Source organism: Eremococcus coleocola ACS-139-V-Col8 (assembly GCF_000183205.1).
In the GTDB taxonomy this organism is placed as follows: domain Bacteria; phylum Bacillota; class Bacilli; order Lactobacillales; family Aerococcaceae; genus Eremococcus; species Eremococcus coleocola.
Window position 1 is genome coordinate 178,554 of the sequence record NZ_AENN01000017.1, and the last position, 19,791, is coordinate 198,344.

Below are 19,791 nucleotides of genomic sequence, written 5' to 3' on the forward strand. Positions count from 1 at the left end.
TTAGACTAATATTACTATCAAATATTTGCTATAATTCAATCATACCCTAAGTTAGGGCAAAAGAAAATGAGGAGGCCTAGAATGGCACTTAATTTTTTTAAAACAATCAAACTTTTTGAATGGCAAAGATTCCATGATTTTGATAATCCGGAAAAGGACGACCCTAATAGTGGTCTAGCCTATCAAGATGCCTTTATCCGTTACCTCCCCCAAATCAACCAGGCTCAGTCAAACCAGCCTCAAGCCATTCTACACTACTATCCTTATAACCAAAAAGCCGTCCTCCTAGGTGGTAAAGATACCCGTCTCCCTCAGCTTCAGGCAGGTATTAATTATCTTGAGTCTTTGGGTTACCGCGTCGTTGTTCGGCCTCATGGCGGACTAGCAGTGGTGAATGACCCACAAGTCCTCAATATTGCCATGGTTTTAGATAAAGATTATATTGATTTAACCATTGACAATGCTTATCAACTGATGATTGACCTAGTCCAAGTTTCATTAAACTTACAAGGCTATGCTCACATTAAAATCGAAGCCTATGAAATTGTCGACTCCTACTGTCCTGGTAAATTCGATATCGTGGTCGCTGGCCAAAAAATCGGAGGAATTGCCCAACGTCGCTTCCGCTCAGGTACCACCGTCGCGGCCTATATCTCTATTGGGGGCAACCAAGACCAACGCAGTCTTGATATTAAAGAGTTTTATGCCCGTAGCCAGGCTGACCTTTCTTATCCCCAAGTCAATCTCAATAGTATGACCAGTCTTAGCCAAGTTCTGGGACTAGACATCAGCCTAGCCCAATATACCGCTTGGCTAGACCAAGTTTTTCAAAGTAAAGTTAATTTAACAACGGGAAACTTTAATCATCCCAGCCTTGAAGAAATCTATCAATACCGTTACCAACAAGCCCTTAAACGCAATCAACTCGGTTAACCAGTAAAGGAGTATGCTATGGATCACATCCAAAAAACTAAGAATGAATTAAGCCGTGAAAAAGTCTTCCGTGACCCGGTTCATGATTATGTTCATGTTCGTGACAGCATTATTTTAGACCTCATTAATAGTCGGGAATTTCAACGCCTCCGCCGGATTAAACAATTAGGCACTTCCTCTTATACCTTCCATGGTGCCGAACATACCCGCTTTAACCACTCTTTAGGAGTATATGAACTAACCCGTCGGATTATTAATAATTTTGTGCGCAACTATCCTACCCAAGAACCTGGTGATGGGCTTTGGGATGACTCTGAACGAATGGTCGCCCTCTGTGCAGCCCTACTCCATGACATTGGTCATGGACCATTTTCTCATACCTTTGAGGGTATCTTTAACACCAATCATGAAGCCATAACCCAAGAAATCATCACTTCCCCTACCACTGAAGTTAACCAAATTCTAGCCAGCTTTGACCCTGACCTCCCTTTAAAAGTAGCCCAGGTAATCAACAAAACTTATGCCAATCAACAAGTGGTTCAACTGATTTCGAGTCAGATTGATGCTGACCGAATGGATTATTTACTCAGGGATGCTTATTATGCCGGTGTTTCTTATGGACAGTATGATTTAACTCGGATTTTACGGGTCATCCGTCCCTATGATAACAAGATTATTTTTGACTTCTCGGGCATGCATGCGGTGGAAGATTATATTGTTTCCCGCTATCAAATGTATATGCAAGTTTACTTCCACCCCGTTTCCCGCGGAATGGAAGAGATATTACAAAATCTTTTCCAACGAGCCAAATATTGTTACAGCCACAAGGCTGACCAAATGAAATTCTCGATTAATTTCTTGGTACCATTCCTTAATGACACATGGACCCTGGATGATTATCTTAAATTAGATGATCATCTCATGTCTGCTTATTTTACCCAATGGTTAGAAGAAAACGATCCAATCTTAAAAGATTTAGCCTATCGTTTTCTCAACCGACATCCTTTTAAGTCACTCTTAGTGAGTCAAGAAGACCGGGATGAACTCATGACTGCCTTGCAAAAAGAACTCGTGGCCAAAGGCTATGACCCAGAATATTACTTAGGTGAAAATTCATCCTATGACCTACCATATGATTATTTCCAACCCTATAAGACCAATAGCCAAAAGTCACCAATTGAATTAATCACCAAGAATAACCAAGTGGTCGAACTTTCCCAGGTTTCTGCCATTGTTAAATCACTCGCTGGACGGGAACGGGGCGATTACCGGCTCTACTTCCCACGTGAAGTCTTGCATGCCATTCAAGCTGCCGACCCAGCCAGCCATGATGCTAACCAAGCCAAAATCCTCCAAGCTCACTTGGAAGAAAGTAACGATGTAACTTACCATATTCAACAACGACTATTCTAGAACTAAACTGTTTAAATCAGTACCTAGAACAAATAAAAAGTGACCCTCAAATCTTGGAAAAATGTCCAAGTTTTGAGAGTCACTATTTTTTATCAAGTTTCTTATTAGATAGAAATTAAGGTAAGTGCTTTACACTTAATTATTCTTCACTAGAAGATTCTTGACTTTCTTCTGCTTGACTAGCAGACTCATCACCGGCTTGGTCTTGGTCTAAATTCAAAGGATATTCATCATTTTCAGTCCAAGCTGGTAAGTCAGCCCCATCAGAAACTTCAGCTAATTTATCGCTTACTTCTTGTGAATGATACAATTCGGCTACATGTTTATAAAGCTCATTATCTTTATCAGCAGACCGAGTCGCAATCACATTTTTATAATCAGCCGCTAAACTTTCGATATCATCACCGTCAGAGAAAATCGCATCATCCACTGACAGACCCGCATCCAAGGCAAAGTTATTATTGATGAAAGCTGCGGTTACATCAGGTAGGGCTGCGGCTAATTGGGCCGCATCTAATTCTTCAAATTCAATTTTCTTATCATTCTTGGTGACATCTTTAATAGTTGGTAAAACCCCAGCGGCATCATCGACTTCAATCACACCAGCTTGTTCTAAGGCTAGCAAGGCCCGGCCACCATTGGTTGGATCACTTGGAATCGCAACAGTATCGCCTTCAGCTAATTCATCTAAAGATTTTATTTTTTCAGAATAAGCACGGAGAGGGGCAACATAAGTAAAGGCTAAGGGAACCAAGTCACCTTCATTTGATTGATTCCATTCATTTAAAAAGGCAATATGTTGGAAGGCATTTAAGTCAATCGACCCATCTTGGAGGGCTACATTGGGTTGAACATAATCGGTAAATAAGACGATTTCTAAATCAATGCCTTCTTCTTTGGCCTTTTCTTGCACAACTTTCCAGACATCTTCTTCATATTCAGAAGCGACCCCTACGGATACTTTTTCACCATCAAAGACTTTTTCTTCTTGAGCCAAAGTGGAAGGGGCTAATAAGCCAGCGGCTAATAAACCAGCGGCAGATACTTTAATAAACTTTGCTAAAAATTTTTTCATGATAATGTCTCCTTTTCTTTTTTTGCAACCAAACAACAACCAGGGGAGTAACTTATTCTATCTATTGGATCGTCACCCAATAAAAAACTCCCGTCCTAAGCAAAAGGACGAGAGTTGAACTTCGTGTTACCACCTTAATTTGTTGCCCCATCACTAGGACAACCTCAACCGCTGCAGTTAACTTTTCTCCATTAACAATAGCGGGGCCAGACTAACGGGGGCAACCGTTCAAACTTATTGCCGAAGCATTCAGCTTGACCACTCCGTGGCCATTTTCAATCGCATTCTCCAACTTACTTCCACCAACCGTAAGCTCTCTATCTGGGTCCTTTGATTTACTTTCCACATCATCGTGTTTATTTATCTATATTTTATATCATAAAGCATGCTTTGGTATTTGTCAAAGTTTTTATGAAATTTTTATTATTTATTTTTAATTTTAATCCAGTTTAAATGAGCCTAATCTCATTTATTATGCTGGGTCCGCCGGATTAAGAGGTTAAAAATAACTTGGCTCACCAATACAATAATCAAAATAAGAATCGTGGAAACAATGATAATGTCCATCCGACTCCGTTGATAACCACGGGCAATAGCCATGGTTCCCAAGCCACCCCCACCGACAGAGCCTGCCATGGCGGTCAATCCAATCACTGAAATAACAGTAGAGGCAGATACTCTTAATAAGGCAGCCAAACCTTCTCTGAGATAAACTCGGAAGATAATATCCCAAGGTGATAGTCCCATGGCTTCAGCAGCTTCGACCACCCCACGATCGACTTCCAAAAGGGCAATCTCAACTTGGCGGGCAAAGAAAGGAATAGTTGAGGCCACAATTGGAACAACAGCCGCGGTTGGACCAATCGTGGTCCCAACAATCCCCCGAGTCACCTTAATCAATAAGGCAAGTAGAATAATAAAAGGAATCGACCGGAAAATATTAACTAAGGCATCTAAGAATTTATAGAATCGTTTGGATTCTAAAATTCCGCTCGGACCGGTCACCGTCATAATAATACCCAGAATGAGCCCGAGGCCACCGCCAAAGAGAATGGTAAGTAAAAGCATATAGATACTTTCCCAAGTGGCTTGCACAAACTCTTCGCGGAGATCCCAAGCATAAGGCAATAGTTCTGTCATTTTAGCATTAAAGCTCTCTGAAAATAAGAATAAGGATGTCATTAGATTTTATCCTCCTTTAAGGCTTGAGCCTCGATTAATTCAGATAGGGTCTGAATACCCACACCATGTTCTTCTAAGTAAAATAAGGAAGCCTTAATATCTTGGTCGGCTCCGGTAATACCGACAAAAAGATTACCTACGGGAATGTCCTTTAGAATTTCGACATGGCCAAACAAGATATTAACCTGGACATGATAGTCTTGGACTAACTTAGTAATAAAGGGTTGAGTCGTTGTATCCCCGACATAAGACAAACGAACTAACTGACCTTGTTCACGTAAGCGATTGGTCGATTCGTGCCCAATAACCAAGGCTAATTCTTGGTCCAAATGTGTAGCAGTATTAATAAACTCCTTGGTTAAAGCTTCTTGGGGTTGGGTAAAGATTTCTACAATTGTTCCTTGTTCTAATAAGCGCCCATCCTCCATGACTGCTACCCGGTCACATAAGTCCTTCACCACATTCATTTCATGGGTAATAATCACAATTGTAATATTTAATTGTTGGTTTAGTTCTCTTAGTAACTCTAAGATAGAAGAAGTCGTTTTAGGGTCCAAAGCCGAAGTAGCCTCGTCACAGAGTAATATATCTGGATCATTGGCCAAAGCTCGGGCAATGGCCACCCTTTGCTTTTGTCCGCCTGATAACTGACTCGGATAGGCATCTGACTTATCTCTTAAGCCAACTAAATCCAACAATTCTGCCACCTTGGCCGCCCTTTCTTGCTTATTTAAACTTGAACCTTTTAAAGGAAAAGCCACATTCTCAGCAATGGTCCGTGACTCCATTAAATTAAAATGTTGGAAAATCATGCCGATTTTTTTACGAGCTTGGCGCAATTCACTGGCGGATAAGGCTAACATATCTTGGCCATTCACCTGCACACTGCCCTTAGTCGGTCTTTGTAAGAGATTAATGGTTCGGACTAAGGTTGATTTTCCTGCCCCAGAATAACCTACTATACCAAATATTTCCCCCGCTTGAATATCAATTGATACATCTTTAACTGCAGAGACAACGCGCTTATCACTATGGAAAAGCACATCAATATCTTTTAATTCAATCATGTTCTGAACTCCTTACAATTATTTAAATAAAAAAAGCGTCCTCCTAAAAAGGACGACGTGAATTCGTGTTACCACCTTAATTTGCTATAGTTATCGCTAACTATAACCTCAACCAGTACAAAAACTATACTGCGACCCAACTAACGGGGGCTCCCGTTCACTATTTCAAGTTTGTCATAGTGACCGCTCCATGGCCATTTTCAATAAGCTTCTCATGTTCACTTGCAGCAGATGTGAACTCTCTTAAAAAAGAATCCTTATTTACTTTCCATTTCATTGCGTTTCGATATAACTTATGTGTTAATATTACTGTAAATATGATAATTGTCAACCATAATTATTAAAATTATATCATAAATTTTGTTGACCCTTATCCTATGATCCTAGAAAGGTGATGCATCATGTCTTATCCATTCAATTCAAAAGTCGCCGCTGCTAAAGGCAGTCCCATCCGAGCCTTCAATGAGGAAATCGCTGGGATTAAAGACTTAGTTAAATTCTCTTTAGGTGAGCCCGACTACCCCGTGCCAGCAAAGGTCAAAGCAGCTCTCATCCAAGCAGTCGAAGATGACCTCTCTTCCTACACCCATTCTCGAGGAACCCTCGAATTACGCCAAGCCATCAGTCGGTATATAGAACGACACTACCATACCCATTACCGGCCCGAAGATGAAATTATTGTGGCCCACGGTGCCACAGGCGCTCTTTTTTCAACCTTAACTGCCCTCTTAAACCAAGGCGACCAAGTGATTGCTCCGGCGCCTTACTATGTCGCTTATAAAACCCAAGTAGAATTAAATCGCGCTGAGTTTATTCCTTTAGATACCAGCCAAAATAACTTCCGCTTAACTCCAGCCGATTTAGAGACAGCCATCCAAGCCCATCCCAGAACCAAGCTGATCCTTTTAAATCACCCGTCTAACCCGACTGGAGTAACTTATAACCGCCAAGAGTTACAAGCCCTTGCCCAAGTGATTCAAAAGCATGACTTATTAGTCGTTTCCGATGAAATTTATGCCCAATTGACCTATGACCATGCCCATATCTCCATGGCTGAACTCTTACCTGACCAAACAATCCTCATTAATGGCGCTTCTAAATCCCACGCCATGGTGGGTTGGCGAATGGGGATTATCGCCGGACCAAAAGTTTACTTAGATCAAATCTTTAAAGTACAACAAGCTTCCATTAATACACCCGTCACACCCATTCAAAAAGCAAGCATAGTCGCCTATGACCAGTGTGATGAAGACATTCAAGCCATGGTGCAAGCCTACCGCAAGCGACGCGATTATCTCCTCAAGGCTCTTGCTCCTTTAGGCTTTGCCGCAACGGAACCCCAAGGTGCCTTTTATCTCTTTGTCAAGGTGCCTGACTGGTTTAAAGGAACAGACTATGACTTCTGCTTACAAGTCGCCCAAAAGGTTGCCGTGGGCTTAACCCCTGGTTCTTCATTTGGAGAAGCTGGACAAGGTTATTTTAGAATTTCTTATGCAGCTAGCATGGAAAACCTACATTTACTGATAGATCGGCTCACTCAATTTCAAGACGCTTACCTACAAAGCAATCAATAGAAAGTGAGATGAATTCCCATGACCCAAAAATCAATCGCCATTGTTGGCGGCGGGATTGTCGGGGCAACTGCGGCCTATTACTTAGCCCGCCAAGGTTATCAACCCGTCCTATATGATTGGGGACAAGGACAAGCGACTAAGGCAGCCGCTGGAATCATCAATCCCTGGTTTTCTTTAAGGCGTAATCAGGCTTGGTTCCAATTAGTTGCCCATGGGGCTGAATTCTACCGTCAATTTATGGAAGACCTCAAACAAGATGGCTATCCCCACCAGGCAATTTTCCAAGTTGATGGCGCCCTCATGATTCGTCATTCTGATAAGGGATATGCCAGAGATTTAAAGCAAGCCCAGAAAAAACTCCCCCTATGGCCCGCCATTGGTCAAGTTAAAACCGTTAAGGCTAGAGATTATTTTCCTTTCCTAAAAGATGATTTAAAAGCAACCTATGTTGAGGGGGGTGGCCGGGTTGACGGTGAGCAACTGATTCGAATTCTTCACCGTGCCATTCAAGATCTCGGTGGGACAATCCACTATCAAGCAGTCAACTTGAACCAGAGGAATAATGGTTTAGAAATACAAGTTGAGGGTCAAAGCAAAACATACGACCAGGTCCTACTAGCAGTGGGTGCTTGGTTACCTATACTATTAGAACCCTTAAATTATCAGGTTAAGATTCACCCCCAAAAGGGGCAGCTCTATATTATCCAGGATGCTAACTTTAAAAATCAACATTGGCCCGTGGTCATGCCGCCCGGCTTAGGGGATATCATTCCCTTCAATGATGGCCGGATCATTATTGGCGCCACCCATGAAGAGGACCAAGCCTATAATTTAGACCCCGACCTTTCTCAACTCGAAGCGCTGCGTCAACATGTCAGTCAAATTGCCCCTGACCTCGCAGCCTATCCTATCCAAACATATAAGGTTGGGACTCGAGCCCAATCACAAGATTATTCAGTCGTTCTGGGGCAGGTTCCAGGTCTCAACCAAGTGTGGACCGTTTCAGGATTAGGGTCTTCTGGTTTAACCTCTGGTCCTTACTTAGGTTATCAATGGGCTAAACTGGTAAGTCAAGGTAAGTGGGATATTGACACTACCGCTTATCCAATTGAAGCTTATATTCAAAAACTTTAAAAATTATTTAAATAACGTTTTCATAATGCATTTAATTATACTTTCCCCTCGATATTTGCTATATTGACTAGTGGACGAAGGTTCATAATAAGAAGAAGGAGGAAATTTAATGTTTAAAGAGTTTCGTAATTTTATCGCTAATGATAATGTACTAACTATGGCGGTTGGTATCATCATGGGTTCCGCATTCACTGCTATTATTACAAGTTTAGTTGAAGATATTTTTATGCCAATCATTGCTGCCCTAACTGGTAAGGCTGATGTAACTGGAATTGCCTTAACTATTGGTAACACCCAAATCGGTATTGGTTTATTCTTACAAGCAATTATTAACTTTATCTTAATTGCTTCTTTACTATTCCTTACCCTTAAAGCTTTAGAAAAAGCTCAAGGTAAGAAATTAATTGCACCAGATGAAGAACCAGCTGGCCCAAGTGAAAGTGAACTATTAGAACAAATTTTACTTGAATTAAAAAATAAATAATTTAATAAAAATTTTCAGCCCTGAGCATCTTTGTGCTCAGGGCTTTTTTTACGAAAATAGCTGATTCTATTTGTTTATCTAAAATCGCAAGCTAGGTCATGGTCATTAACCACCCCAATAGCTTGTAAATAAGAATAAATTGTGACTGACCCAATTTGTTTAAAACCATATTTCTTCAAAGCCTGGGTCACCTGGTCACTTAAAGGTGTCCGCTTAGGAACAGGTGTACCTGTCTGACGTTTAACCACTTTTTTCCGGCTAAAGGACCAAATAAACCGGTCAAAACTGCCATAATCCGCTTGAACCTTTAAGAAAGCTTGGGCATTCAAAACCGCTGATTCAATCTTGCGGCGGTTCCGTATAATCTTAGGATTATCACAAAGTTCTTCTAGTTTAGTTACATCATATTGGGAGATAGCTTGATAATCATAATTATCAAAAGCTTGTCTAAAATTGGCTTCCTTGCTTAAAACAAGTTGCCAAGAAAGACCTGTATGAAACATTTCTAATAAGAGCCATTTGAATAAATCATGATCATTATGGCAGGGATTCCCCCAAACCTGGTCATGGTAAGCTATATAGAAATCAGGCTTCCCTTCTACCCAACTACACCGATGCATCCTTTTCCTCCTTAATAAATACCGTAGATAATTTGATACAGCCATACCAGAAATATTAATAATAAATACAGATAATTCAAATGTTTAACCACCAGGAGAAAACCTAAGTAGTCACGAATTAAATAATAAGGCCATAAGTACCAAGCTACCCGCGTACCACGATAAGTAGCCTTCATCCCACTCGCTTGGCCGTAACAATAGGACCTTAGTACATGAAAACGACTGGTAAAAACAATGACTGGGGCAGCTTTTAAAGGACCCACTAGTAGCTCGCGCCCATAATAAAAATTTTGAAAGGTATTATGAGCCAAAGGCTCAAGAATAATTTTATCGCCCGCTACCCCACGTTCTATTAGATAATCGCGCATTTCTGCTGCTTCGCTGGTGTCTCCCCAAGCAATGGGACCCCCTGTAACAAGGAAATAAATCTTATTTTGGTCTGACAAGGGCTGGGCAATGTAGTAGGCCAAAGCCTGGTCAAGCCGACGGGCTAATAGCCGCGGAAACTGTTGGGGATTATCAATTTTTTGCCCCAAGACCATTAAGACTTGACCCTTAACTTTCAAGGGAAAGACTTGTAGAACCCAATTCAATAAACAAAAAGCAAGAAAATTAGCAATAAAATAAAGGGTAATTTCAATGACCATATCAATATAATTTTCAAAGCGAATTTCTTGTAAGTTAAAAGCTCCCCAAACCATAAAAATTATAGCTGCACTTAAAAGCATAACCATCAGGCCCGTAATCACTCGATACCATGCTTGTTCATGTTTTTCCTGCATATCCTTAAAGAGAGTCCCTAAAAGAACCACCAAAAAGATAGGAAGAAAGGCAATCACAAAACCAGAGGCAATATAGACAAACAATCGAATTGTGGCAAAAAACCGCATCGATGAGGTCACCATAAAACCAGTTAAGAGACTCGTTAAGCCATAGAAAATCCACACCATATCAGGATAGGGACCTTGTTTTTTACGGTAAAAAAAGAAAGCCAGACCAAAGAAGATGACTGCTAATCCATAATACATCATCTTCTCCACCTCGCTTACTAATCCTCAATTTGATGATAGGCGTTATAAACGTCTTGTTTTTTAACCTGTCTTTGTTTAGCTACTTTTTTAATTGCATCCTTAGCTAATAAGCCTTCTTGAGCCATCAACATCTCCACTTGCTCTTTATAGGGTAATAATACTTGGTCTGAGACTTGATTGGCTAAGTGCCCCCCTTGAATCAAGACCACTATTTCGCCTTTTAGACTTTCTTGGTCTAGATAAGTCGCTAACTCAGTCTGCGTTCCCCGTAAGAAAGATTCATATAATTTACTCAATTCTCGCGCAATCACCATTTTGGTTTGCGGTCCTAAAACTTGGCCAACTTGTTTTACAAGGTCTTTGACCCGGTAAGGTGACTCATAAAAAATAGCCGTTGCTTGAGCCTGACCCACTGCCTCTAAGACACGGACTTGATCTGACTTATGGCGTGGGAAAAAACCCCAATAGGTAAAACTCGCCGCCTCAAGTCCTGAGGCCACTAGCCCAGTTAAAGCTGCATTGGGACCCGGAAGTGCAATCACTGGCAAGTCATCTGCTAGCAAGGCCTGGACTAAAGGGTGACCCGGATCATTAATCAAAGGCATTCCAGCATCAGATACGAGCGCTAAACGTTTACCTTGGCCAACTTCCTGGCATATAGCTGCAACCCGGTCCTCGCTCGAATGATCGTGGAAACTTTTTAGGGGCTTTTCGATATCATAATACTGTAAAAGCTTAATCGTTTGCCGGGTATCTTCAGCAAGAATATAATCGATTTCCTTGAGTATCTTTACAGCTCGATAGGTCATGTCGGCTAAATTACCTATTGGAGTCGGGACTAAATATAAGCACCCACGGGACAAGTCTTTATAACTTTGTTGAATCTGCATTGACTTCCTCCTTATAGGCTGTCTCCTTGAGTCTTGAGACAAAAATACGCTGACCACTGTTGATATCCCTTTGGCCATGCTGGGCTAAATAAGCTAGTTTCTGTGAGCGACTTTTTTGTTTAAAATAATACTCTGCTTGCATGGCAAGTGACTTGGTCGCCCATTCTTCCGCATAGACCATGGTAACCGGACGACGACTTTGCAAACGGGTGTATTTTGCCCCCTTACCCTGATTGTGGCTTAATAGGCGGGCATCTAAATCAACCGTATAGCCTGCATATAAACTCTGGTCCTGGCATAACAAGACATAAAAATAAAAACCGCGGCCCTGATCAGCCATAATAAATCGCCTGCATTTCTTCACTATAAACATTGGGAGCTTGATAAACAATTAGACCAGGCTCAACTTTGACACCATGACGGCCCCCTTGGTAAATCGCTTCAATTAGAATAATATTTGCCTGACTTCCTACTTTGGGATAGACAAACCGTAACCGGTTGACCGCAAAGCCATATTTTAAAAGGGTCGTAAACAAATCGTCGAGCCGGTCTGGCCGGTGAACAATATAGAGTTTACCTCGGTCACGCATCACTTGCTTAGCCTTAAGTACCCAGTCATCCATGGTTAAGAGAATTTCATGGCGGGCGATAGCATGACTAGACTGATGATGAACTTCTTGTGAGTTAGCCACAATAAAATAGGGTGGATTACAGGATACAATGTCATATTGAATCCCTAGTGGGCGCGTAAAATCCTTGAGGTCCCCTTCAATAAAAGAGACTTTATCGCCTAAATCATTTAATGCAACTGACCGTCTGGCCATATCCACTAGTTCAGATTGAATTTCCAAACCTGTCAAAGGAGAGTGGCTCTTACGCGCTAAGAGTAAGGGAATCACCCCATTGCCACTGCAAAAGTCAATATAATGAAAGGGACGACTATGAGGTAGTTTAATAAAGTCAGCTAATAAGACTGCATCTAAGGAAGAAGCAAAGTAAGCCTTACTTTGGATAAGATGAATATTCTCCCGTTTAAAATAATCTAACCGTTCTTGGTCTTTTAATGGGACTTGCTTTTGAAGAGCCATAAGTGTTATTGCTCCTCAAGACTATCTAAAACGGTCTGACAAAAAATACAAGATTCATCCGAATGACGCGGTGAGCCAAAATACAAATGGCAAATATGGATTCCCTCATCATAAAAGGATTGTAGTCGGGCTTTACCATTAATCGCCGGAGCCGCTGGTTGAGTATCCCCTACCGATAAGTCAGCTAGTTCTTGATTGTTTTGTTCTGGATTTAAATCATTTTGTTTGGCTTCTATGAGTTGGTCATTCAAAGCATGGTTTCTCATCCTTAATTGATTATTTTCAGCGTTTAAGTCATCAATGGCCTTTCTTAATTGAGCAACCTTATCATTTAAACGAATTAAATCGTTCTCGGCCTCATCTAATAAATTAATTATTACTTGATTATCCATGGACTCCCCTCCTTCTATGTCGGCTGTCCTGCTGCTAGGGCTAAATATTCATAAGCCAATTGTGGATTCACATTTGCTTGTATTTTTTCTTTTAAATCTAAGATTAAGCGATTCATTCGAAAAAGTGCCTGCAGAGAGAATTTCTCTTCCTTGAGCCAAGACTTTAACATATAGGTCCCAACTAGGTCTTGTTGATCTGCCCAATCCGGATTGGTCATTAACATAATTAAAGCATGATTTAAGAGCAATAAATAATCCGCACTTAATAGTGCCCTACGATAATTCAAGGAATCATTCCGTTTATTGATAAAAGGCTTTAGACCAGTTTCAACTTGAACAAAGGCTCGTCGGTCTTGCAAGAGGAGTGATTTATAATAATAATGGACTTGCTTCAACCATTTCTCGAAGTCATTGGCTTCATAAGCAGCTACAAAGTTTTCATCAAATTGAGGGCTGAGTCGGGCTAATAAAGCTGCGTGGTCTGTTTGAACACCAGCCGCTAACCACTTGACTTGCTTGGTAGACCCACTTTCTTCTTGGAAATAAATTGCTTGGACTCGCGATTGAATTGTTGGCAGTAAATCCTCAAATTGTTGACAAAATAAAATAATATACACTTGGTCTAAAGGTTCTTCCAAGAAAGTCAACATAGCATTAGCAGAAGAAGCATTTAAGAGTTGTGCCTGGTCTACCACGGCCAACTTGAAATCAACTTCAACAGGTGAGAGGGAAAGCCATTGCTTTAACTCACGTACTTGATCAACTTGAATATTACGCCCATTCGGACTTAATTGATAAAAATCCGCAAACTGACCCTGATCAATCCGCGCATGTAAACTGGCAACTTGATCAGGGTCGGAAAAATCAGCATTAACTAATTCTTTTAGAATGTGACGAACCAAGTCAGATTTTTCCTCATAGGCCAAACCAACAAATGCATAAGCATGGGCTAAATTTTGTTGGGCAATTAACTGGCTAAAGTATGCATCTAACATAGTTCCTCCTTAAGTCTTAGAAACGGTGAAATTCATCAATTGGCATTACAAAGACAATCGCACCACCGACATCTACTTTCACCGGAAAAGAAGCAGTCATATCTAAGTTAATATCATAATTGGCGGGTGTTGCCACATATTGTTCTCTTTGACGGCAGTTATCTTCAATAATGGATAAAACATGTTTCACTTTATCATCTTCAGTACCCACTAAGAAGGTAGTATTGCCAGATTTTAAAAATCCTCCTGTGGTTGATAATTTAGTTGCACGAACATTAGCTTCACGGAAAGCAGAGCCTAAGATAGATTCATCCTGATCTTGAACAATTGCAATAATTAATTTCATCCTACTCACTCCTTTAATATAATAAACCTGAGCTCTTAAGTACTTGAAAGGCATCTTCTACTACCTGGTCAACCGCTTGCCGCGCATCAATCACATGAATTCGATCTTGGTCTGCGGCTAAATCAAGAAAGGCCTGTCGAACCTTATTATGAAAGCTTAGATCTTCTTGGTCTAGGCGGTCAAACTGCCGTTGATTACGTGCTTGATAAATGCGTTTGAGTCCAACTTCTGCTGGGACATCTAACAACAAGGTAATATCGGGTAAGTGACCTTGGATGGCATATTGGTTTATATTCCAAATATCCGTCTGACTCAAATTCCGTCCGACCCCTTGATAGGCCAAGGAGGAATCCACAAAGCGATCAGAAATTACAACTTTACCAGCTGCTAAAGCAGGTAAAATTGTATCTTTTAAGTGTTGTCGTCGCCCAGCTGCATACAAGAGTGCTTCGGTCATGGGATCCATGGCGGTATTATTCACATCTAAAATCACTTGACGAATCTGTTCAGCAATGGGCGAACCCCCAGGTTCCCGGGTTAAAACTAGGTCAAAACCATCTTGGCTTAACCGGGTTGCTAGTCCTTGAATGGCAGATGATTTACCAGAGCCATCCGGGCCCTCAATACTAATAAATAAACCATTTTTTGGCACTTACTCACACCCTCCCTGTCTTAAGCCTTACAACTCCCGACGTCCCTCAATCGCTCGATATAGGGTCATCTCATCGGCATATTCAATATCAGAGCCTACAGCCAAGCCATGCGCTAAACGAGTTACCTTGATACCGGCAGGCTTAATTAGGCGGGCTAGGTACATCGCCGTGGCTTCACCTTCAGCTGTGGCATTGGTTGCAATAATCACTTCTTCAATGGTTGGATCTTCAAGGCGTTTAATTAAAGAAGCTATATTCAAATCATCGGGCCCTGTTCCTTCCATCGGTGACAGGACACCATGTAAAACATGGTATAGTCCATTATATTCTTGCATTCTTTCCATAGACATGACATCGCGGGCATCTTCAACCACCAGAATCTCCTTATGAGATCGACCAGGATCCTGGCAAATAGGACACGGATCTGAATCAGTAATATTGCCACAAACGCTACAATAGGTCAGCTCACGTTTCACATTGATTAAGTTCTGGGCAAACTCTAAGACATCCCGTTCTGGCATATCAAGCACATAAAAAGCTAGACGGGCAGCTGTTTTAGACCCAATACCTGGTAGCTTAGTAAAGGAATTAATTAATTTAGCAATTGGTGCTGGATACTGCATAATCCCCCTGCTTTCTAAGGTCTAAAAAGGTAAGTTTAAGCCTTGGGTAAACCGACCCATTCTTTGTTCGGTCGCTCGGTCCACTTGTCCTAAGGCGTCGTTTACTGTCGCAATGACTAAATCTTGCAACATATCAATATCATCTGGATCAACTAAATCTGCTGCAATATTTAATTCTATAATTTCTTTCTTACCATTTACTTTTACCTGTACTAATCGGTTGGTATCTTGGGCTTCAAAGACTGAAGCTTCGAGATTAGCCTGTTCGGCTTGCATTTCTTTTTGCACCTTTTGCATTTGTTTCATCATGCCTTGCATGTTTCCCATATTTGGCATACCTTTCATGGTAGTCCTCCTCTAATATGATAATTCTTCTTAATCTATAACTAATTATAACATGAAATCCCAACTAAGACTTATCCTGTTGACTTTCTTGCGTCCGTTTTTTCCGGGCTGCTTCATAAGCTTGATAATTCATCTCACTTGCTTGGTAATCCTCATAAGGGTCATACTGGAAGCTTTGCCGGTCTTCCCGCAAAGCCCGCGTATTTTCTTTTTTATTCTTAGCCAGTAAGCGACCAAAATAAGACCGTTGTAAATACCAGTCCTCACTAGAATCCATCTCCATTTGGCGACCCCGCCTTCTTAAGTCATAATTAACCCAGGCAAATACCCCGATGGCAATCACTAAAAATACATAGATCATTGGTCGTCACCTCCTGCTTTTAATCATAAATAATATTAATATTGTCTTCCCCAAAAATATCGATAGCTTTTTGAACCGACGCGGGTAGTGGCGCAGCTGGTTCTGGTTTAGCCTGGTCTTTTACTTCACTGGCTGTTTCAGCAATCGATTCTTGACTACTAGATCCTTGATCATTTTGGTCTAACTGCAAATGATCTTGTCCAGACAAGTCACTGTCTTGCGCTGACTTAGCTTCTTGATTTACTTGAAGGGCTTGATCAGTATAAACATCCGTCCACGACGTAATTTGAGCAACCGAACTCGTCGCACTGGTAGGCATCTCATATTCAATGGTTAATTTTTGATCCTTATAAGGACTTAAATCCACTTGTTTATCCTTAGCACTAGCTAAGATTGTCGTATAATTTCGCCGCGTGGTCGGCCAATCTGCTTGCTTAATAAAGACTAAATCTAAAGTCATCTGCAAGGTTTGTTGGATTCCCGCCCGTAATTGACCAGCTAAATGAGCATTATGTTGCAATAAACCACTATTTTCTTCATTTTCAACACTAATCAAGACCGCGTGGTCATTGGCCGCTAAAGGTTTTGAATTTAAAAGTGGAACCCGATCCTGAGGAGACAAATCTTGAATAATTTGATTCCATTGCTCTTTAATCGCCTCAATGGCTTCCCGGGTCGCTTGATTTAAAACCCCGTAGATTGAATAAAGATCTAAGTGATACTGACTTTGTCTCGTTCTAGGTCTTGGGCGCGGCCGCAGCTTACTAGGCTGAGATACATTTTCCTGAGCTGCTAACTTGTTTTCATTGATTGGATTAACCCGGACTTCTAACTTAGCCCTTAAATCTTTAATCAAGTCTGCTTGGTCGTTCACCACCTGACGTAAGTGGGAAAACTCAGCCTGGAGACTATCAAAAGCTTGTTGAAAGTCACTAGGAATGCTGGTCTCTCCGGTAGAAATACTAGCGGTTTGAGGCTGACCATAGGCTAATTCGACGGTCATCACCTGTAAAAAAATATCCGCTTGGGTTGAGAACCGCATTTGTTGTTGGGCCTGATTTAATTGGTCAATCACCCGGTAATAATAGTCTACAGGAATTGTATCCTTAATTAACTTAAGTTCATCGGCTTTCAAAAGTGTTTGATTGGTCTTGGTATGGAGACTCAAGAGCATATCCCGAGCAAAAACAACCAATTCTTCAATAAAACGATTGGCTTGCTTACCTTGAGCCAATTGTTGATCTAAAAGCTCTAAAGCATGTTGAGCTTGCTGGCTATAAACGGCCATTAAATATTTAACAAATTCTTGCTGGTCCATTGATCCTGAAACCTGCAAGGCATTCTCCACAGAAACTTGATCTCGGTTATAAGATAGGGCCTGGTCTAAGAGACTGAGACTGTCCCGCATACCCCCTCTAGCAGCCCGAGCAATAATTTCTAAGGCCTCTTGGTCATAGGCAATCTTGTCGGTATCGAGAATATAAGCCATCCGGTCAATCAAGTCTTTGTCCGCAATCCGATGAAAATCAAAGCGTTGAGTCCGTGATATAATCGTTGCCGGGATTTTATGCGGTTCAGTTGTCGCCAGAATGAATAAGACATTTGCTGGGGGTTCTTCCAAGGTCTTTAGTAAGGCATTAAAGGCCCCGGTTGTTAACATATGGACTTCATCAATGATATAGACCTTGTATTTTGCTTGACTGGCTGCATAGCGGACATTATCTCTTAAGTCGCGAATTTCTTCGACCCCATTATTAGACGCCGCATCAATTTCAATAATATCTGACATTTGACCTTCATTAATTAACCGACAGGCTTCACACTCATTACAAGGGTTACCATTTTGAGGATTTTGACAGTTAACCGCCTTGGCCAAGATCTTAGCCGCTGAAGTTTTCCCTGTTCCACGCGGCCCCGTAAACAGATAAGCATGACTTAACTGCTGATTCATGACCGCATTTTTTAGGGTTTGTTGGATGACATTTTGGCCAATCAGTTCGTCAAAGGTTTGCGGCCGCCAAACCCGATATAAGGCTTGATAACTCATGATAACTCCTTCCAATATAAGCTATGATAAATAGACTTGATCCAAAATAATAATAGTTTAATTATACCAAATTAGGCACTTAGAATCTTACTTTCAAGCTAAGAAATTGATCAATTCGGTGGATAAAAAAGCTACCATTACTTCTCAATTAGACAATAGCGTGTACTATTTTTATTATAAATTATTTTAGTAAAAAGCAACACTAGAAATCTTAATAATAAGAAAGGGAGCTGGACTTTTAGTCCAACCCCCACTTAATAAACAAATAAAGGCACATGGCTTTGTTACTTATAGCTGCTACCTTCCGGTCCTGACTCGATTCGTAACGCCACCATTGCCGTTCCTTATTATACAAGAAAATTTTTTTGTTGGCAAGTCATGGTTTCCGAGAGCCCTTTCACGTCAGTCAGCCTCTATTTAAGCCTTAAACTAGCATTCTTTGTGCACAAGTGAATACTTATGCACAGGTTTGCCTAGACTTATGCACAGGTTTACTCTTTATGTTCAGTTTGTCTGGCCTTGGACATTTTTTTACGTTGGCGCAAGTCTTTAAAAAATTGGGATAATTTATGACTACATTCCTGCTCTAACACACCTTGAATAACTTGGGCTCGGTGGTTAAAGCGGTCTTCTTCTAACAGATTCATTAAAGTACCTGCACAGCCTGCCTTTAAATCACTGGCGCCATAAATCACTTCTTTAATTCGGCAATTCATCAAGGCCCCAGCACACATAGGGCAAGGTTCTAAGGTTACATATAAACTAGCCTCTTCAAGTCGCCAATGGCCCAATTGCTGATTAGCTGTCTCAATCGCCATTAACTCAGCATGACCCAAGGCACGTTCTTGACTTTCCCTAACATTATGACCGCGGCCAACGATTTGACCTTGATAAACCAGCACCGCGCCAATAGGCACTTCATCAAGTACCAAAGCCTTATCTGCTTCTTTTAGTGCCTCTTGCATCCATGTCTCATGGTGAATTCGGTCGGCTTCTAGTAACTGATCAACATGAATCATAAGCAACCCCCTTTCAATTTAAGATAAAAAGAGTGAGACCAAGAGAGCGGCAACAAGCCTAACCCTTTAAATCTCACCCATGTTAGTTAAAACATACTATTTAAAGTAATCTGCGACCTTATCTGATACTTGATTACCAGCTGCTTTAGCTCGGTCAATAAAATCACTTAAAGAATCTACCGCAGCGTCTTTAGCATCCGTAGCAGAATCGGACAACTTCACTAGGGTAGTAATTTCGGCATCCGATAATTTATCTACCGCATTTACTAAAGCTGGCGATCCATTTAATTTGTTACGAATAAAATATTTTGCTTTTTCACGGTTAAGCGCCCCTTCAACTTTTTCACGGGCAGATTCATCAAGATACAAGTATAGGGCAGCCCCTGCAATCACAACAGTGGCACCTAGAAAAATACCAACTAATTGATATGAACGTTTACTCATAATTTCTCACTCCTTTTCTTTATTATAGCATAGCTTCCGACCCCTAGGCGAACCAGAAGCATTTTACTGGGACAC

At 41.1% G+C, this 19,791-nt stretch carries 23 protein-coding genes, 1 other RNA gene and 2 other annotated features; of the genes, 5 read left to right on the plus strand and 19 right to left on the minus strand.

The features are described 5' to 3' along the window. The first annotated feature begins 81 nt into the window (after window positions 1–81). The gene (locus tag HMPREF9257_RS07605) at window positions 82–933 is read left to right on the plus strand and encodes a lipoate--protein ligase family protein (RefSeq protein ID WP_006418835.1); all 852 of its coding nucleotides are present in this window, start codon (window positions 82–84) and stop codon (window positions 931–933) included. Window positions 934–951: 18 nt separating this feature from the next. Further along, window positions 952–2,346 (plus strand): HD domain-containing protein, encoded by a 1,395-nt coding sequence (locus HMPREF9257_RS07610; protein ID WP_006418870.1) that lies wholly within the window; start codon window positions 952–954, stop codon window positions 2,344–2,346. Between the two features lie 139 nt (window positions 2,347–2,485). On the opposite strand, the gene HMPREF9257_RS07615 is transcribed toward HMPREF9257_RS07610, so the two are convergent. The 3 genes from HMPREF9257_RS07615 to HMPREF9257_RS07625 form a co-directional block, all read right to left on the minus strand. Further along, window positions 2,486–3,421, minus strand: coding sequence for a MetQ/NlpA family ABC transporter substrate-binding protein (locus tag HMPREF9257_RS07615; protein WP_006418945.1), 936 nt, complete (start codon window positions 3,419–3,421; stop codon window positions 2,486–2,488). A 100-nt stretch (window positions 3,422–3,521) separates the two neighbouring features. After that, window positions 3,522–3,781: a binding site (T-box leader), on the minus strand. Between the two features lie 105 nt (window positions 3,782–3,886). Beyond that, window positions 3,887–4,603, minus strand: coding sequence for a methionine ABC transporter permease (locus tag HMPREF9257_RS07620; RefSeq protein WP_006418758.1), 717 nt, complete (start codon window positions 4,601–4,603; stop codon window positions 3,887–3,889). Further along, complete coding sequence (locus HMPREF9257_RS07625; protein ID WP_006418964.1) at window positions 4,603–5,670, minus strand: methionine ABC transporter ATP-binding protein; 1,068 nt, start codon at window positions 5,668–5,670, stop codon at window positions 4,603–4,605. The genes HMPREF9257_RS07620 and HMPREF9257_RS07625 overlap by 1 nt, the downstream gene beginning before the upstream one ends. A gap of 45 nt (window positions 5,671–5,715) precedes the next feature. Further along, window positions 5,716–5,956, minus strand: a binding site (T-box leader). A gap of 115 nt (window positions 5,957–6,071) precedes the next feature. Between HMPREF9257_RS07625 and HMPREF9257_RS07630 the strand changes: the two genes are divergently transcribed. The 3 genes from HMPREF9257_RS07630 to mscL all read left to right on the plus strand — a co-directional run bounded on the left by HMPREF9257_RS07630 (window position 6,072) and on the right by mscL (window position 8,862). After that, window positions 6,072–7,244: an aminotransferase class I/II-fold pyridoxal phosphate-dependent enzyme gene (locus HMPREF9257_RS07630; protein WP_006418788.1), complete on the plus strand. Its 1,173-nt coding sequence runs from the start codon at window positions 6,072–6,074 to the stop codon at window positions 7,242–7,244. A gap of 18 nt (window positions 7,245–7,262) precedes the next feature. Next, window positions 7,263–8,378, plus strand: a complete 1,116-nt coding sequence (locus HMPREF9257_RS07635; protein WP_006418714.1) for an NAD(P)/FAD-dependent oxidoreductase — start codon at window positions 7,263–7,265, stop codon at window positions 8,376–8,378. Between the two features lie 109 nt (window positions 8,379–8,487). Next, window positions 8,488–8,862 carry a large conductance mechanosensitive channel protein MscL gene (mscL, locus tag HMPREF9257_RS07640; RefSeq protein WP_006418747.1) on the plus strand — a complete coding sequence of 125 codons (375 nt, stop codon included), beginning with the start codon at window positions 8,488–8,490 and terminating at the stop codon, window positions 8,860–8,862. Window positions 8,863–8,936: 74 nt separating this feature from the next. Here the strand turns inward: mscL and HMPREF9257_RS07645 are convergent, their stop codons facing one another. The 16 genes from HMPREF9257_RS07645 to HMPREF9257_RS07715 all read right to left on the minus strand — a co-directional run bounded on the left by HMPREF9257_RS07645 (window position 8,937) and on the right by HMPREF9257_RS07715 (window position 19,716). After that, window positions 8,937–9,482, minus strand: coding sequence for a DNA-3-methyladenine glycosylase I (locus HMPREF9257_RS07645; RefSeq protein WP_006418978.1), 546 nt, complete (start codon window positions 9,480–9,482; stop codon window positions 8,937–8,939). An 11-nt stretch (window positions 9,483–9,493) separates the two neighbouring features. Further along, entirely contained in the window at window positions 9,494–10,513 is a 1,020-nt protein-coding gene (locus HMPREF9257_RS07650) for a YdcF family protein (RefSeq protein ID WP_006418880.1), read from the minus strand. Between the two features lie 17 nt (window positions 10,514–10,530). Next, window positions 10,531–11,403, minus strand: coding sequence for a 16S rRNA (cytidine(1402)-2'-O)-methyltransferase (gene rsmI, locus HMPREF9257_RS07655; RefSeq protein ID WP_006418783.1), 873 nt, complete (start codon window positions 11,401–11,403; stop codon window positions 10,531–10,533). Further along, the gene (locus tag HMPREF9257_RS07660; protein ID WP_006418961.1) at window positions 11,381–11,743 is read right to left on the minus strand and encodes a GIY-YIG nuclease family protein; all 363 of its coding nucleotides are present in this window, start codon (window positions 11,741–11,743) and stop codon (window positions 11,381–11,383) included. The genes rsmI and HMPREF9257_RS07660 overlap by 23 nt, the downstream gene beginning before the upstream one ends. Next, complete coding sequence (locus tag HMPREF9257_RS07665) at window positions 11,736–12,491, minus strand: tRNA1(Val) (adenine(37)-N6)-methyltransferase (protein ID WP_006418937.1); 756 nt, start codon at window positions 12,489–12,491, stop codon at window positions 11,736–11,738. The genes HMPREF9257_RS07660 and HMPREF9257_RS07665 overlap by 8 nt, the downstream gene beginning before the upstream one ends. 5 nt (window positions 12,492–12,496) lie before the next feature. Next, complete coding sequence (locus tag HMPREF9257_RS07670; protein ID WP_006418817.1) at window positions 12,497–12,883, minus strand: initiation control protein YabA; 387 nt, start codon at window positions 12,881–12,883, stop codon at window positions 12,497–12,499. Between the two features lie 14 nt (window positions 12,884–12,897). Continuing rightward, window positions 12,898–13,878 carry a hypothetical protein gene (locus HMPREF9257_RS07675; RefSeq protein ID WP_006418781.1) on the minus strand — a complete coding sequence of 327 codons (981 nt, stop codon included), beginning with the start codon at window positions 13,876–13,878 and terminating at the stop codon, window positions 12,898–12,900. Window positions 13,879–13,894: 16 nt separating this feature from the next. Beyond that, window positions 13,895–14,224 carry a cyclic-di-AMP receptor gene (locus HMPREF9257_RS07680; RefSeq protein ID WP_006418956.1) on the minus strand — a complete coding sequence of 110 codons (330 nt, stop codon included), beginning with the start codon at window positions 14,222–14,224 and terminating at the stop codon, window positions 13,895–13,897. Between the two features lie 13 nt (window positions 14,225–14,237). Further along, window positions 14,238–14,876 (minus strand): dTMP kinase, encoded by a 639-nt coding sequence (gene tmk / locus HMPREF9257_RS07685; RefSeq protein ID WP_006418887.1) that lies wholly within the window; start codon window positions 14,874–14,876, stop codon window positions 14,238–14,240. 27 nt (window positions 14,877–14,903) lie between these two features. Continuing rightward, window positions 14,904–15,500: a recombination mediator RecR gene (gene recR / locus HMPREF9257_RS07690; RefSeq protein WP_006418767.1), complete on the minus strand. Its 597-nt coding sequence runs from the start codon at window positions 15,498–15,500 to the stop codon at window positions 14,904–14,906. 21 nt (window positions 15,501–15,521) lie between these two features. Next, window positions 15,522–15,836, minus strand: coding sequence for a YbaB/EbfC family nucleoid-associated protein (locus HMPREF9257_RS07695; protein WP_028124838.1), 315 nt, complete (start codon window positions 15,834–15,836; stop codon window positions 15,522–15,524). A gap of 73 nt (window positions 15,837–15,909) precedes the next feature. Further along, window positions 15,910–16,206 carry a hypothetical protein gene (locus tag HMPREF9257_RS07700; RefSeq protein ID WP_006418979.1) on the minus strand — a complete coding sequence of 99 codons (297 nt, stop codon included), beginning with the start codon at window positions 16,204–16,206 and terminating at the stop codon, window positions 15,910–15,912. Between the two features lie 19 nt (window positions 16,207–16,225). Then, complete coding sequence (dnaX, locus tag HMPREF9257_RS07705) at window positions 16,226–18,253, minus strand: DNA polymerase III subunit gamma/tau (protein WP_006418795.1); 2,028 nt, start codon at window positions 18,251–18,253, stop codon at window positions 16,226–16,228. A 252-nt stretch (window positions 18,254–18,505) separates the two neighbouring features. Continuing rightward, window positions 18,506–18,600, minus strand: an RNA gene (ffs, locus tag HMPREF9257_RS09030) — signal recognition particle sRNA small type. A gap of 144 nt (window positions 18,601–18,744) precedes the next feature. Beyond that, a complete protein-coding gene (gene tadA, locus HMPREF9257_RS07710) occupies window positions 18,745–19,272 on the minus strand; it encodes a tRNA adenosine(34) deaminase TadA (protein ID WP_006418834.1) in 528 nt (175 codons plus the stop codon). 96 nt (window positions 19,273–19,368) lie between these two features. After that, window positions 19,369–19,716 carry a hypothetical protein gene (locus tag HMPREF9257_RS07715; RefSeq protein ID WP_006418914.1) on the minus strand — a complete coding sequence of 116 codons (348 nt, stop codon included), beginning with the start codon at window positions 19,714–19,716 and terminating at the stop codon, window positions 19,369–19,371. Window positions 19,717–19,791 lie beyond the last annotated feature (75 nt).